Here is a 13,146-nt window from a genome sequence, read left to right on the forward strand (position 1 = left end):
CAGCGAGGAAGGCGGGCATTTCAGAGAGGACGATACCAATGTCGGCCGGCCGGCGGCTGGGGCGCGATGGGAAGTGCGGCAGTCCTCGGAATACCTGTGGACTCAGCTGCGGCGGTGGGCGGAGACGCAGCGGCGGCGGTCGACGCGCATGACCCGGCCGCGGTTGCGCAGGTGCCGCTGAACGCAGTCAGGTGGGCCGTCGAAGTCCGGTCGCGGAGTGCGGGTGACGACTGCCGGTTTCTGCTCGAGGGCGAACGAGTCGGCCTCCCACTCGGGGTGCGGCGCGCTCCGAATTCGGACGTTTCGATGAATGCCCGGAACTCCTCGACCAGTCGCTCCTGCATGTCATAGAGGCTCTCATCATTGCCGGGGAAATCGAGGAGGACTTCAATGGCCTCCCCGGCGACGACGATCCGTGCGATGAGTCGGCGCTCATCGTCGGTGTCGCGAAGCATCGCTATGCTTTCCCACTCGTAGTTGGCGAACATTCCGAGAACAATCGGCGTGACGACCTTCTCGCAGAGGACATCCTGCGTGAGCTCGATGCGGTTCATAACTCCCACCATAGGTCCTCATCCGCCGGGAATTCGAAGGCGTCTCGGAGTTTTGCGGAAACTGCGGCCGACCTGCGGTATCCGGCGGACTTCGTGCGGTCCCGCGCCAGCCCTCTCGCGACCGCGACGAAAGCGGCACCGCATAGACTTGGTCCCATGCCCCGCAGTCCGCTTCCGCCTCGAGAGGGAATCTCGGCGACCGCGCTGCGCGCCCCCGGCGGCAAGGCCACCCACGCGAAGAATCACCTGCCCGTTCCCGACTCGATCGGTCAGTGGCTCGAATCCGAATTCCCCGAGGCGGCCCCCGAATCTCGACGGGCGCTGCTGACCGACGGGGACCTGCGCGACGAGGCAGGGCGCCCGGTGACCTGGGGCGATCCGGTCGTCCCCGGCGGGTTCTACTTCTTCCATCGCCCCGTCCCACCCGAAGAGCGGATCCCGTTCGAGGTCGGCATCGTGTTCGAGGATGAGGACCTCCTCGTCGTCGACAAACCCCATTTCCTCGCCAGCACTCCGAACGGACGCTTCGTCCGCGAATGCGTCGTCACCCGTCTGCGCGTCGACCTCGACCAGCCCGATCTCGTCGCAATCCACCGCCTCGACCGGATCACCGCCGGTCTGCTGGTCCTGTCGAAACGGCCCGAGACACGCGGCCGCTACCAGCGCCTGTTCCAAGACCGCAAAGTGCACAAAACCTACCGCGCTCTGGCCCCGGCACCACCTGCAGGCATGGAATTTCCCGTCGTCCGCGAATCACGTCTGGTCAAGCCGGTCGGCGGACGCCAAGTCCTCGAAGTCGCAGGGGAACCGAACGCGAACAGCCGGATCCGCCTCCTCCGGATCATCTCCCCACCGCACGGTGACACAGATACCACGGCGCCGCCTCGGGGAGGGGTTGCCGAATATGAGCTCGAGCCGGTCACAGGGAAGACACACCAGCTGCGGGTGCACATGAACGCGCTTGGGCTGCCCATCCTCGGTGATCCGGTCTACCCGGTCGACCTCGCCCCGGACCCCTACGACTTCACATCACCGCTGCAGCTCTTGGCCGCGGAGATCTCATTCGACGATCCGCTCACCGGGCTGAGCCGACGATTCGAGACCGGACTCGAGCTCGATCCCGCCGCGGTCAGCTCCGATCCAGGCGAAACCCGGTAGCCTGGTGTTATGAGTCCACACGCCCCCGGATGCACATCAGAGGCCATCGTCGCCCTTGTCCGCACCCGCATCACCGACGGTGAGTACCCGGCAGGAAGCCCGGTCCGCGATGGTGCCCTGGCCAAGGAGTTCAACGTTTCGCGCAACACCGCCCGCGAATCGCTGAGCCTGCTGCGCCACGCCGGGCTGCTGACTCAGGAACCCAACCGAGGCTTCTTCGTCTCCACCTTCGGCATCGACGAACTCAAGGACCTCTACCGTGCCCGTCGAGTCTTCGAGATCCGCGCCGTCCAGGAATCGCAGGACGCCACCGACGAGGCGATGGCCGCCGTCGAAGCCTCCGTGGTCCGAGCCGAAACCGCACCGAAGAACGAAACCTGGGCCGACGCCCAGGAGCACTCGGCATCGTTCCATCGGGCGATCGTCGGACTGCTGGGCTCCCCGCTGCTCGACGAGTTCTACCTCAACCTCATGGCCCGGCTGTCGACGACGTTCTCCCGCTCGCCCGAGCCCGGCAAGTACCACTCGCACTGGGCGAATCCGCATCGGGACATCCTCGAGAAGATGAAGTCCGGAGATCGCCAGGGTGCCGAAGGACTGCTGCGCATCCACCTCGACGACTCCGAAGCCTCGACGCTCGACCTCGCACGGTCAGTGGGGGAAGGGCGCTGAAGCGCTTCGGTCGACGCCATCTCGCTTCGAACCCCAAGCGCCTTGACGCCCTGCTCCAAGGCGAATCCGACAGCACGTCCTGTGTAGCCAGTCTCACAGTGCCCGGTGCTTGAACCCATAGCGGTCGACTCTCTCGCTCCGATAACATTGAGCCACCGTATCTTCGCGTCGAAAGGCTGTCTTCATGGGAAACCTCGAGCAGGAATCACAGGCCGCAAACGATCCGTTCTCGCTGACGGGACTCACGTATGACGATGTCCTCCTCCTGCCAGGCGACACCGATGTCATCCCTTCCGAAGCCTCCACGGCCTCCCGACTGACCAAGGAGATCGAGCTCAACATCCCGCTCGTCTCCGCGGCGATGGACACCGTGACCGAATCCCGGATGGCGATCGCCATGGCCCGCATCGGCGGCCTGGGCATCATCCACCGCAACCTCTCCGCCGAAGATCAGGCGAACCAGGTCGACTACGTCAAGCGCTCCGAATCGGGCATGATCAACGACCCGCTGACGATCACCGCGGACAAGACGCTCGAAGAACTCGACGAGATCTGCGGCAAGTACCGCATCTCCGGCCTGCCCGTCGTCGATGAGAACAATGTGCTCGTCGGCATCGTGACGAACCGCGACCTGCGCTTCGTCACCCGCAGCGAATTCCCCACTCGCACCGTCGCCGAGACGATGACGAAGATGCCGCTGGTCACCGCACCCGTCGGCGTGGCCGCCGAGAAGGCCTTCGAACTGCTCGCCGAACACAAGGTCGAGAAGCTGCCCCTGGTCGACGACAACAACGTCATCCAGGGCCTCATCACCGTCAAGGACTTCGTCAAGACCGAAGAATATCCGCTGGCCACCAAGGACGACGAGGGTCGTCTGCGCGTCGGCGCCGCCGTCGGTTTCTACGGTGACGCCTACGAGCGTGCGGGAATGCTCGCCGAGGCGGGAGCCGACGTCCTCGTCGTCGACACCGCCAACGGTCACGCCCGCGGAGTCACCGACATGATCAAGAAGATCAAGTCAGACCCGGCGTTTTCCGCCGTGCAGATCATCGGTGGAAACGTCGCTACGAAGGAGGGCGCGCAGGCGCTCGTCGAAGCCGGAGTCGACGCCGTCAAGGTCGGCGTAGGACCCGGATCGATCTGCACCACCCGCGTCGTCGCCGGTGTCGGCGTCCCGCAGGTCACAGCCGTCCACCTTGCAGCTCAGGCCGCCCGTGCCGCCGGAGTTCCGGTCATCGCCGATGGCGGACTCCAGTACTCCGGTGACATCGGCAAGGCCTTGGTCGCCGGTGCCGACACCGTCATGCTCGGCTCCCTGCTGGCCGGCTGCAACGAATCACCGGGCGAACTCATCTTCGTCAACGGCAAGCAGTACAAGGCTTACCGTGGCATGGGCTCGCTGGGAGCCATGGCTCCGCGCAAGGGCAAGTCGTACTCGAAAGACCGCTACTTCCAGGCCGATATCGCCACCGACACGGACCTCATTCCCGAGGGCATCGAAGGCCGCGTCGCCTACCGCGGTCACCTCAAGCAGGTCGCCCACCAGCTCACCGGCGGTCTGCGCCAGACGATGTTCTACGTCGGCGCACGCACCGTCAATGAGCTCAAGGCCAAGGGCAAGTTCGTCCGTCTGACCACGGCAGGGCTGAAGGAAAGCCACCCGCACGATATCCAGATGACCGTTGAGGCCCCGAACTACGTCGTGAAGTGACGTAGGGAGGTTCTCCAGTCAGTGAGAAGCCGCAGTTTCCGCGAGTGCGCGGAGGCTGCGGCTTTTCTGGTGTGTGGCTTTGCTGTGGAGGTCTCTGGCCGGTGGTGTGGGTGGCGGAGTGTGTGGAGAGTCGGTCGTTTTCGGACACTGGGGAGCCGAGAATAGGTCGCTATCGGATACTTTCCGGCGACAGAAGTATCCGAAGGTGACCTATGTTTGCTCGGGCGGCGATCGCCCTCGGTTGTCTCACGATGCTGGATGACACGCCCCGATGTGACGAAGACCACTCGATGCTATTCGGTCCGATACACCCGTAGTGCGAACAGCCTCCTTGCCGCGTGAAACCTGGGCGCGGGCACTGCCCGGCCCGGTGAAGACACGATGCCCGTAGTCGTTGTGCCTGCGAATACTCTCTTCGTCAGTGCAGAAAGTTAGGGTAGGTTTCCCTAATGCGAGCCGCGCTTCGCGGTGCGCATCATCGAAGGAGGAAACCTCACAGTGACGACTTCTCTGCTCTACGACACCGAAGAGACACCCACCTCAGCACCCCTTCAGGCCCCCGAAATTCCCCACACTGATGCGCTCCTCGGCGCGCACAGCGCAGACGAATACACGTCGCTCATGCACAACGTCGTCGACGCACTCGGCGAACGGTTCCGCACCACTGAGCGCGCCGCCTCGGCGAAGGATCGCTCCGGACTGCAGGCCGCAGTCGACGCCGTCGACCTCGACACCGCCGGAGTCGGCAACGCCGAAGCCCTGCGCGAAGTCGACGCCCTCTACGCCGAGAACGCCGTGTGGTTCCACCACCCCAGCTACGTCGCCCACCTCAACTGCCCCGTGGCCGTGCCCGCTGTCGCCGCTGAAGCGATGCTCGCCGCCATCAACACCTCGGTCGACACCTACGACCAATCCGAAGTCGCCACCCTCATGGAACGCCGCCTCATCGACTGGACCTGCGGGCACCTCGGCTTCGCCGGCGGCGACGGAATCTTCACCTCTGGAGGCACCCAGTCGAACCTCCAGGCGCTGTTCCTCGCCCGCGAAAACGTCCTCGCCGGGCTGACCGATCGCGCCAACGAACCCGACGATTCCGAACCTCGCCGAGGCGGCTCTGGCCTGGGCGGGCCCACTCGCCGTGACCAACTGTCCCGGCTACGGATCCTCGCGACCGATCAGGCCCACTTCTCCGTGTCCCGCGCAGCATTCCTCCTCGGCCTCGATGTCGAGGCGGTCGTGACCGTCCCGACCGACCAGGCCGGCCGCATGGACGCCGAAGCGCTCAACGCGAGCCTGCTCGCCATCGAAGCGAACGACCAGATCCCCATGGCCGTCGTCGCCACCGCCGGAACCACCGACCTCGGAGTCATCGACCCGCTGAAGGCCATCGCCGAAGTCTGCGCATCGGCGAACGTGTGGCTGCACATCGACGCCGCATACGGCGGCGGACTGCTCTGGGCCCCACAACGAGCCCACCTGCTCGACGGGATCTCCGAAGCCACCTCGGTGACCATCGACTTCCACAAGACGTTCTTCCAGCCCGTGTCCTCCTCAGCGCTTCTGATCAGGGACGCGAGCCTGTTCGCACCGACGATCCACCACCACGACTACCTCAATCCCGAAGCCGAAGCGCAGACCGCCGACGCCGAACCGAACCAAGTCGACAAGTCGCTGCAGACCACTCGGCGCTTCGACGCGCTCAAGCTCTGGACGACGCTGCGGGCCCGTGGCGCACGCGAGATCGGAGCGATGATCGACACCGTCTGCGATCTCGCGACCGACGTCCGGGCGCTGCTCGAAGACCAGCCGGACTTCGAGGTGCTCGGCGCCTCGGACCTGTCCACGGTGCTCTTCCGATTCACCCCGGCGACCGCGGACCAGGTCACCTGCGACGAACTCGTGCCACTCATCCGCCGCGTCCTCTTCCGCTCCGGCCGCGCCGCCATCGCCCGCACCGTCATCGACGACCGACCATGGCTCAAACTCACTCTGCTCAACCCCGACACCAGCATCGATGACATCACCGCCGTGCTCGACCTCGTCCGCGCCACCGGTCACGGCATCCTCGCCGGCCGAGAACTCGAGGGCGCCGCGGACGTCGAGTGTGCAGCAACAGAAGGAGGCGCAGCATGAGCGCAGATTCCACGCACATCCACGACATCCTCGGAGTCGGCATCGGGCCCTTCGGCCTCGGCCTGGCTGCACTGTCGGAACCGCTGAACGACGTCGACGCGATCTTCGTCGACCAGCGGCCGGAATTCCGCTGGCATCCGGGAATGATGATCGAAGGCTCGACCATCCAAGTGCCGTTCCTCGCCGACCTCGTCACCATGGCCGATCCCACCTCGCCGTACTCATTCCTCAACTTCCTCAAGGAACGCCGGCGACTCTACCCCTTCTACATCCGCGAATCGTTCTACCCCCTGCGCGCCGAATTCGACGAGTACTGCCGGTGGGTCGCAGCCCAATTGGATTCGCTCCGATGGAACCGCCGCGTCGTGTCCGTAACCAAGGAGGACGGTGTGTTCACCGCCCTCACCGAGGTGGCCGACGACTCCGGATCGATCGTGACGACCGAGACCTACCGAGCCCGGCACCTTGTTCTCGGAGTGGGAACGCAGCCGGTGCTGCCGCCCGCGCTGCAGGGGGTGAGCGGAGACGGCAACGCTGACACGGCCGGCCCGCTCATCCACACCGCCGACTACCTCGAGAATCGAGAGGCGCTGCTCGAATCGGGGGCGATCACGATCGTCGGCAGCGGCCAGTCCGCCGCCGAAATCTACCGCGACCTCATCGACGATGCCGAAGACAGAGGCGTGCGGCTGGACTGGGTGACCCGCTCGCCGCGGTTCTTCCCGATGGAGTACACGAAGCTCACGCTGGAGATGACCTCCCCGGAATATACCGACCACTTCCGAGCCCTGCCCGATGAGCTGCGCGAACGCGTCGGTCGGGAACAGCGCACCCTGTACAAAGGCATCTCGGCCGACCTCGTCGACGACATCCACGACACTCTCTATCGACTCAGCCGATGCGGTCGGCGGCTGCTGACGAACCTCATCTCCGAAGCCGAACTCGAAACCGCCGACATCGATCCGATCAGCGGCGAATTTCTGCTCGGCTTCCGCAACACGGCGCTGGACAAGACCTTCACCAGGCGGTCCGGATCGGTCGTCGCGGCCACCGGGTTTAAGTCGCAGGTGCCTGACTTCCTCAGCCCCCTCGGCGACGATATCCGTCTGGACTCCCGAGGCCGCCTCGACGTCAGCCGCCACTACACGATCAACGACGAGGGCACCATCCACGTCGTGGGCGGCGAAGAGCACACCCACGGCGTCACCGCCCCTGACCTGGGCTTCGGGCCGTGGAGGGCCTCGGTGGTGCTGGCCGCGGTGACCGGTCGAGAACCCTATCCGATCGAACGGACCATCGCTTTCCAGACCTTCGGAGTGCCTGCCGACGAATCCGACGCCTCCGCGCTGACAGCCGCGGACTCGACTGACGCCGGCTCCGCGGCTGGTTCAATCGACCATGATTCCGCGGCCGGTTCCGCCGCCTTCGCACTCGACGACTCCAAGGAGATGACACACGCATGACCACCGAACTCATCACCGAATCGCGCACCGACGTGAAGCTCACGGCCGCCTCGGCGACAGTGTCCATCCGCGCGCTCGACGTCGACCGGGACGCCGCCCGAATCCACGAATGGCTGACTCATCCGCGTGCGCACTACTGGATGATGACCGAGCTCGACGAGGCCGAAATCCGAGCCTACCTGGAAGGCATCCGAGACTCCGCAGACGACGCCGGCTGGGTCGGATCCGTCGACGGAGACGACTGCTTCTACGTCGAGACCTACACTCCCGACAGCCTCATCCCGCAGAACGTCCTGGCTACCGGGCCCGGCGACATCGGGATGCACCTGCTCGTCGCGCCACCGGCAGGGCCTGCCGTGCACGGACTCACCGACCGCATCATGGCAGAGGTCATCGACTTCTGCTTGAAGCCCGTTGACCAGGGAGGACGAGGTGCCGAGTGCGTTGTCGTCGAACCCGATGCGCGAAATGACGCGATCATTGAGAAGAACCGGGCAGCTGGATTCACTCCTATCACCGAGGCGACCATCATGATGGGCGAGATCGAGAAACGCGCGCTCGTCAGCGTATGCACCCGCGCGGATTTCGAGGCCAGCGCACTGACGCCGTTCGTCGCTGAGGCCGGGGAATCGGACAGTGTCCAGGGGCCCACCGGACCGCGCCCGGGCCGGAAGTCCGCAACGCCACCGGCACCGTACGCCCATCTCAACTCCGATGCGTTCGCCGTCGTGCAGCGCCACCTCGTCGCCAAAGCCCTGTCCGAATTCGCCCACGAACGACTCATCCATCCGGTGAGCGTGGGCGCGAGTGAGGGAGCCGGCGCGAACGGCCACGCACATGCGGGCGGGGGAGCAGCCTCGGCGAATGAGGAAGACCAGACCTGGGAACTGAGCATCGACGGGGCCAGCCGATACAGCTTCACCGCGCGTGTGCTGCCGCTCGAACATTGGGTCATCGACGAAGCCAGCATCACCCGGTGGCGCGACGGATCCGAGATTCCGCTCGACGCGCAGGAACTCGTCGTCGAACTCCAAGACGCACTCTCCATCCCAGAGGACCTCATCTCCACCTACCTCGAGGAACTCGCATCGACCCTGGCCGGGGCCGCGTTCAAACTCGAAGACGCCCGAGCCGGGCGCAGACCGGATGCACAGACACTCGTTGACGCGGACTTCCAGACCACCGAGGCGGCCATGACCGAAGGCCACCCCGGGTTCCTCGCGAACAACGGTCGGATCGGCTTCGGCCTCAGCGACTTCCGCACGTGGGCACCGGAGAACGGCGAACTCAATCGCATCGAATGGGTGGCGGTGCGGCGCGAACTCAGCCATCTCTCCTTAGGTTCGGGACTCGACGAGGAGGGCCACCTCGGTGAGGCGCTCAGCGAAGCCGAAAGGGACCTCTTCGGTTCCCGGATCCGGGCGGCGGGGCAGGACCCGGCGGACTTCCACCTCATGCCGATACACCCGTGGCAGGCCGATCACCGACTGGCGATCACCTTCGCCGCTGACATCGCCCGCGGTGATCTGCTGCCGCTCGGTGAGGGGCTCGACAAGCACCAGGCGCAGCAGTCCCTGCGCACGTTCTTCAATCATTCGCGGACCGGGGCGCCCTACGTCAAGGTTGCGCTCGCCGTGCAGAACATGGGATTCTTGCGCGGGCTGTCGCCGAAGTACATGCGCGACACCCCGGCCATCAACGACTGGGTCGCTGACCTCATCGCCTCCGACGACACCTTCACCGCGGCCGGCTTCCGAGTGCTGCGGGAGCGTGCGGCACTCGGCTACACCGGCGATGTGTACCACCGGACGAAGGAGACGAACCCGCACCGGAAGATGCTCGCTGCGTTGTGGCGGGAAAACCCCGTCGAGAAGATCGCTCCAGGCCAGAGGCTCATCACAATGGCTGCGCTGCTGCATCGGGATCACCAAGGCGTGTCCTTGGCCTCCGAGCTGATCAATGCCTCGGGGTTGAGCGCCGCGGCGTGGGTGCGCAGCTACCTGCGGGCCTATCTGAAGCCGCTTGTACATGCTCTGCTCGCGCACGATCTAGTGTTCATGCCGCATGGGGAGAACCTCATCCTCGTCCTCGACGAACACACGGTGACCGGGGCATTCATGAAGGACATCGGTGAGGAGGTCGCCGTGCTCGGCCATCGCGAACTGCCTGCCGACGTCGAACGCATCCGCGCCGTGGTGTCGGGGGAAGAGAAAGCGCTGTCGGTCTTCACCGACATGTTCGACGGGGTGCTGCGCCACCTGTCGGGCATCCTCGACACCGACGGACTGCTGCCGGTCGATCGGTTCTGGGCGATCGTCGCCGAGAGCCTCGACGACTACGAAGCAGAGCACCCGGAGTCTGCACGCGGGGTCAGCGGCGACGTCGATCTGCACGCCGAACACTTTGCTCATTCGTGCCTCAACCGGCTGCAGCTGAAGAACACGAAGCAGATGGTCGACATCGGCAACCAAGCTGAATCTCTGCTCTACGCGGGCACCATGCCCAACCCCGTGGCCGGCTGAGCCGAACTGACAACAACCTCGCCGAGGTGGGACTCCGGAAGGATGTCCCACCTCGGCGAGTACTATTCACAGTGAAGTCGACCATTGCTGCAGCACAGACCAGAGAAGAGCACGCAATGACTCCTGCCCAGTCTGACCTCGTCGAACGCGTTCGTGCGCTCGTTGCCGACGAGCCAGGTGTCCGAGAGGTCTCGATGTTCGGCGGCCGAGCAGTCATGGTCAACGGGAAGATGATCGTCAGCGCGGGCAAGACGGGCGATCTGCTGGTGCGAGTCGATGCAGATCGGCACGATGAACTTCTTGAGTCACCGGGTGCGCGTCAGGCCGAGATGGGAACCGGGCGTGAGATGGGACCGGGCTGGATCGAGGCCTCCGCTGAGGCCATCGAGGACGAAGTGGCATTGGCGTTCTGGGTCGAGGCAGCGATGGACTTCAACCGGAAAGTGACTTCAACCGGGCGGTGACGGGCCAGCGGAACTGAACCTCGCCTCGGTGACTGCGTTCATCCCTCACTTCAGCGGTTAGTATCATTCCAACGGTTGCCTGCGCGTCGAGGCGCAGACCCACGGACCGGTTCTCAGACTCAAAGGTGCGCACATGGCGAAGCGAAACGACCGGCCGACCCTGGCCACGGTCGCCGAACGTGCCGGTGTGAGCATCAAGACCGCCTCCCGCGTCCTCAACGGCGAAAAGCACGTGGCCGCTTCGACCGCTGAGAAGGTCGAAACCGCCGCGGAGGAACTCGGATTCCGTCTCAATTCCACGGCCCGGCGCCTGCGTGCCGGGGGCCGCTCACCCTATATCGGCGTCGTCCTCTCCGATGCGGGGGACGCCTTCCAGGCGCGTGCTTTCGCCGCCGTGGAAGCCGAGCTTGCGGCCCTCGATCTGCGCCCGGTGGTGACAGTGGTCGGTGACGACCCCGACCGGGAGGAAGCCTTCCTCGACGAATGCCTCGCCAATGACCTGACCGGGTTCATCGTCATCCGCGCCCACCCCGAGGCGGCCGAGACCTACGCCCGAGCCGCCTCGGCTCCGGGTACCCGGATCGTCTCCCTCGACCCCGCCGTCGACGGCCCCGGAATCAGCATCGTTGCAGGTGACGACCGTGAAGCGGGACGCCTCGCGGCCGAACAGCTGCTCGCTCACGGACACATGGCACTCGGCGTCATCGGCGACCATTCGCCCAGCCTCATCACCACCCGCCGACTGCAGGGAATCCAGGACGCCATCGCCGGTCGCCGCGGCGTCGGCTGGCGCGCCTATATGCGCGAAGACACCCACGACGAAGCCAGCGCGAAGAACGTCGTTGCCGCCTGGCTCGGAACTCGCAACGCTCCCGGCGCCCTCATCACCTTGTCGTCCACTGTGACCCAAGGTGCCATCGACGCCTGCCGCCGCCTCGGCGAATGGCCGGCCCTGGTGGGTATTGACGATTTCCCCACGGCCGAACTCCTCGACGTCACCGTCGTCGATCGCAACGTCGAATCCCTCGCCGCCGCGGCGGTCCGACGACTGAGGGCCGGCGCGGAACCCAGCAATTCCGGGAGAAGCGGGGCCGCCTCGGCGAGGGGAAGGGGTCGACCGCGGCGGGGCCGAGCGGGCGCGATCGTATCGAAGTGGGAGCGTCCGATTTCGACTATGAGCTGCGCGTCATCGCTCGTGGCAGCGGTGAGGAGCCTCCAGACACCCGTTGAAAACTTTTGCCGAAACAGTTGACAGCAGGCGACGTTCAGCGAATCATATTCAACAGCCTGACAACGTTGTCAGAATGAGTGAAAGGTTCACAATGAGGCACAACCTTACGTCCCACAAGAAGCTGGCGCTCCTCGGTGCCTCCGTCGCGATCGGCGCTCTTGCGCTCAGCGGCTGCGGCAATCAGAAAGGCCAAGGTAACGACGAGGCCGACAGCGGATCCGGCGGCGACGGGGACGTCACCATCGCGCTGCTCCTGCCCGAGTCGAAGACCACCCGGTACGAGTCGCTCGACAAACCGAACTTCGAGAAATACGTCAAAGAGGCCAACCCGGATGCGAAGGTCGAATACCGCAACGCGAATCAGGATGCGACCCAACAGCAGCAACAGGTCGAGGCAGCCGTGACCGAGGGCGTCGATGCCATCGTCCTCGACCCCGTCGACGCCTCCGCCGTCTCATCCGCGCTGTCGAAGGCCGAAGCGAAGAAGATCCCGGTCATCTCGTACGACCGCTTCTTCGAAGGCGCCGACTACTACACCTCGTTCGACAACAAGAAGATCGGCAACCTCCAGGGCCAAGCGGTCCTCGACGGTCTCAAGGACGCCGGGGTCGATCCGAAGTCGGGACCGGTCTGGATGGTCAACGGCGATCCGAAGGACCCGAACGCCGCGGACTTCAAGGCCGGCGCGGAAGAGACGCTCAAGGGTGCAGGCGTCGACATCGCCGCCAGCCATGACACCCTCGACTGGAACCCCGACGACGCCCGCCAGTGGGTCGAAGGTCAGCTGCAGGGCAAGGGTGAGAAGCCGATCGCGATCTACTCGGCCAACGACGGCACCGCCGGCGGTGTCATCGCCGCAACGAAGAAGGCCAAGGTCGACCCCGTCGTGACCGGTCAGGACGCCGAGGTGGACGGACTGCAGAACATCCTCAAGGGTGACCAGTACGCCACGATCTACAAGTCGATTCCGCCGCAGGCCGAGTTCGCAGCCAAGGCCGCCGTGGCACTGGCCGCGGGTGAAGAGGTCGATGCAGGAACGACCTACAAAGACACCCCCACGGACTTCGTCGAAGCCAAGGTCGTCACCACCGACACCATCAAGGACATCGTCGGCGATCAGATCAAGGCCGAGGACATCTGCACCGGCAAGGTGGAGAAGCTCTGTGCCGATGCCGGCGTGAAGTAGAGCGCATGCGCGTTCATGATCTGACGTGACCGACCTTGAGCCGGCGACCTTC

At 65.1% G+C, this 13,146-nt stretch carries 10 protein-coding genes; 9 read left to right on the plus strand and 1 reads right to left on the minus strand.

The window, feature by feature from the left end; genetic code table 11:
* Nucleotides 1–20: 20 nt before the first annotated feature.
* The gene (locus BLU88_RS06760; RefSeq protein ID WP_092011603.1) at nucleotides 21–554 is read right to left on the minus strand and encodes a hypothetical protein; all 534 of its coding nucleotides are present in this window, start codon (nucleotides 552–554) and stop codon (nucleotides 21–23) included.
* A gap of 156 nt (nucleotides 555–710) precedes the next feature.
* Here BLU88_RS06760 and BLU88_RS06765 point away from each other — a divergent pair, with 156 nt between their 5' ends.
* From BLU88_RS06765 to BLU88_RS06805, 9 genes are all read left to right on the plus strand, one after another.
* Complete coding sequence (locus tag BLU88_RS06765; RefSeq protein ID WP_092011606.1) at nucleotides 711–1,712, plus strand: pseudouridine synthase; 1,002 nt, start codon at nucleotides 711–713, stop codon at nucleotides 1,710–1,712.
* 9 nt (nucleotides 1,713–1,721) lie between these two features.
* On the plus strand, nucleotides 1,722–2,384 hold the full coding sequence (locus tag BLU88_RS06770; RefSeq protein ID WP_025776861.1) for a GntR family transcriptional regulator: 663 nt from the start codon (nucleotides 1,722–1,724) through the stop codon (nucleotides 2,382–2,384).
* Between the two features lie 184 nt (nucleotides 2,385–2,568).
* Nucleotides 2,569–4,095, plus strand: a complete 1,527-nt coding sequence (gene guaB / locus BLU88_RS06775; protein ID WP_092011609.1) for an IMP dehydrogenase — start codon at nucleotides 2,569–2,571, stop codon at nucleotides 4,093–4,095.
* Nucleotides 4,096–4,716: 621 nt separating this feature from the next.
* A complete protein-coding gene (locus BLU88_RS06780) occupies nucleotides 4,717–6,228 on the plus strand; it encodes a pyridoxal phosphate-dependent decarboxylase family protein (RefSeq protein WP_167356941.1) in 1,512 nt (503 codons plus the stop codon).
* Nucleotides 6,225–7,691, plus strand: a complete 1,467-nt coding sequence (locus BLU88_RS06785; RefSeq protein WP_092011613.1) for a lysine N(6)-hydroxylase/L-ornithine N(5)-oxygenase family protein — start codon at nucleotides 6,225–6,227, stop codon at nucleotides 7,689–7,691. The genes BLU88_RS06780 and BLU88_RS06785 overlap by 4 nt, the downstream gene beginning before the upstream one ends.
* Nucleotides 7,688–10,213: a GNAT family N-acetyltransferase gene (locus BLU88_RS06790; protein ID WP_092011616.1), complete on the plus strand. Its 2,526-nt coding sequence runs from the start codon at nucleotides 7,688–7,690 to the stop codon at nucleotides 10,211–10,213. The genes BLU88_RS06785 and BLU88_RS06790 overlap by 4 nt, the downstream gene beginning before the upstream one ends.
* A gap of 116 nt (nucleotides 10,214–10,329) precedes the next feature.
* Nucleotides 10,330–10,677, plus strand: coding sequence for a TfoX/Sxy family protein (locus tag BLU88_RS06795; RefSeq protein WP_092011620.1), 348 nt, complete (start codon nucleotides 10,330–10,332; stop codon nucleotides 10,675–10,677).
* Between the two features lie 133 nt (nucleotides 10,678–10,810).
* A complete protein-coding gene (locus tag BLU88_RS06800; protein WP_092011623.1) occupies nucleotides 10,811–11,929 on the plus strand; it encodes a LacI family DNA-binding transcriptional regulator in 1,119 nt (372 codons plus the stop codon).
* A gap of 70 nt (nucleotides 11,930–11,999) precedes the next feature.
* Nucleotides 12,000–13,094 (plus strand): substrate-binding domain-containing protein, encoded by a 1,095-nt coding sequence (locus tag BLU88_RS06805; protein WP_092011626.1) that lies wholly within the window; start codon nucleotides 12,000–12,002, stop codon nucleotides 13,092–13,094.
* Nucleotides 13,095–13,146 lie beyond the last annotated feature (52 nt).

The sequence above is a fragment of the Brevibacterium siliguriense genome (assembly GCF_900105315.1).
GTDB classification, from domain to species: Bacteria; Actinomycetota; Actinomycetes; order Actinomycetales; family Brevibacteriaceae; genus Brevibacterium; species Brevibacterium siliguriense.

Bases quoted from the DNA above. Each gene is read 5' to 3' on its own strand.
- BLU88_RS06800 (WP_092011623.1), top strand. From the start codon at position 10,811: ATGGCGAAGCGAAACGACCGGCCGACCCTGGCCACGGTCGCCGAACGT.
- BLU88_RS06770 (WP_025776861.1), top strand. From the start codon at position 1,722: ATGAGTCCACACGCCCCCGGATGCACATCAGAGGCCATCGTCGCCCTT.
- BLU88_RS06785 (WP_092011613.1), top strand. From the start codon at position 6,225: ATGAGCGCAGATTCCACGCACATCCACGACATCCTCGGAGTCGGCATC.
- BLU88_RS06790 (WP_092011616.1), top strand. From the start codon at position 7,688: ATGACCACCGAACTCATCACCGAATCGCGCACCGACGTGAAGCTCACG.
- BLU88_RS06780 (WP_167356941.1), top strand. From the start codon at position 4,717: ATGCACAACGTCGTCGACGCACTCGGCGAACGGTTCCGCACCACTGAG.
- BLU88_RS06760 (WP_092011603.1), bottom strand. From the start codon at position 554: ATGAACCGCATCGAGCTCACGCAGGATGTCCTCTGCGAGAAGGTCGTC.
- guaB (WP_092011609.1), top strand. From the start codon at position 2,569: ATGGGAAACCTCGAGCAGGAATCACAGGCCGCAAACGATCCGTTCTCG.
- BLU88_RS06805 (WP_092011626.1), top strand. From the start codon at position 12,000: ATGAGGCACAACCTTACGTCCCACAAGAAGCTGGCGCTCCTCGGTGCC.
- BLU88_RS06765 (WP_092011606.1), top strand. From the start codon at position 711: ATGCCCCGCAGTCCGCTTCCGCCTCGAGAGGGAATCTCGGCGACCGCG.
- BLU88_RS06795 (WP_092011620.1), top strand. From the start codon at position 10,330: ATGACTCCTGCCCAGTCTGACCTCGTCGAACGCGTTCGTGCGCTCGTT.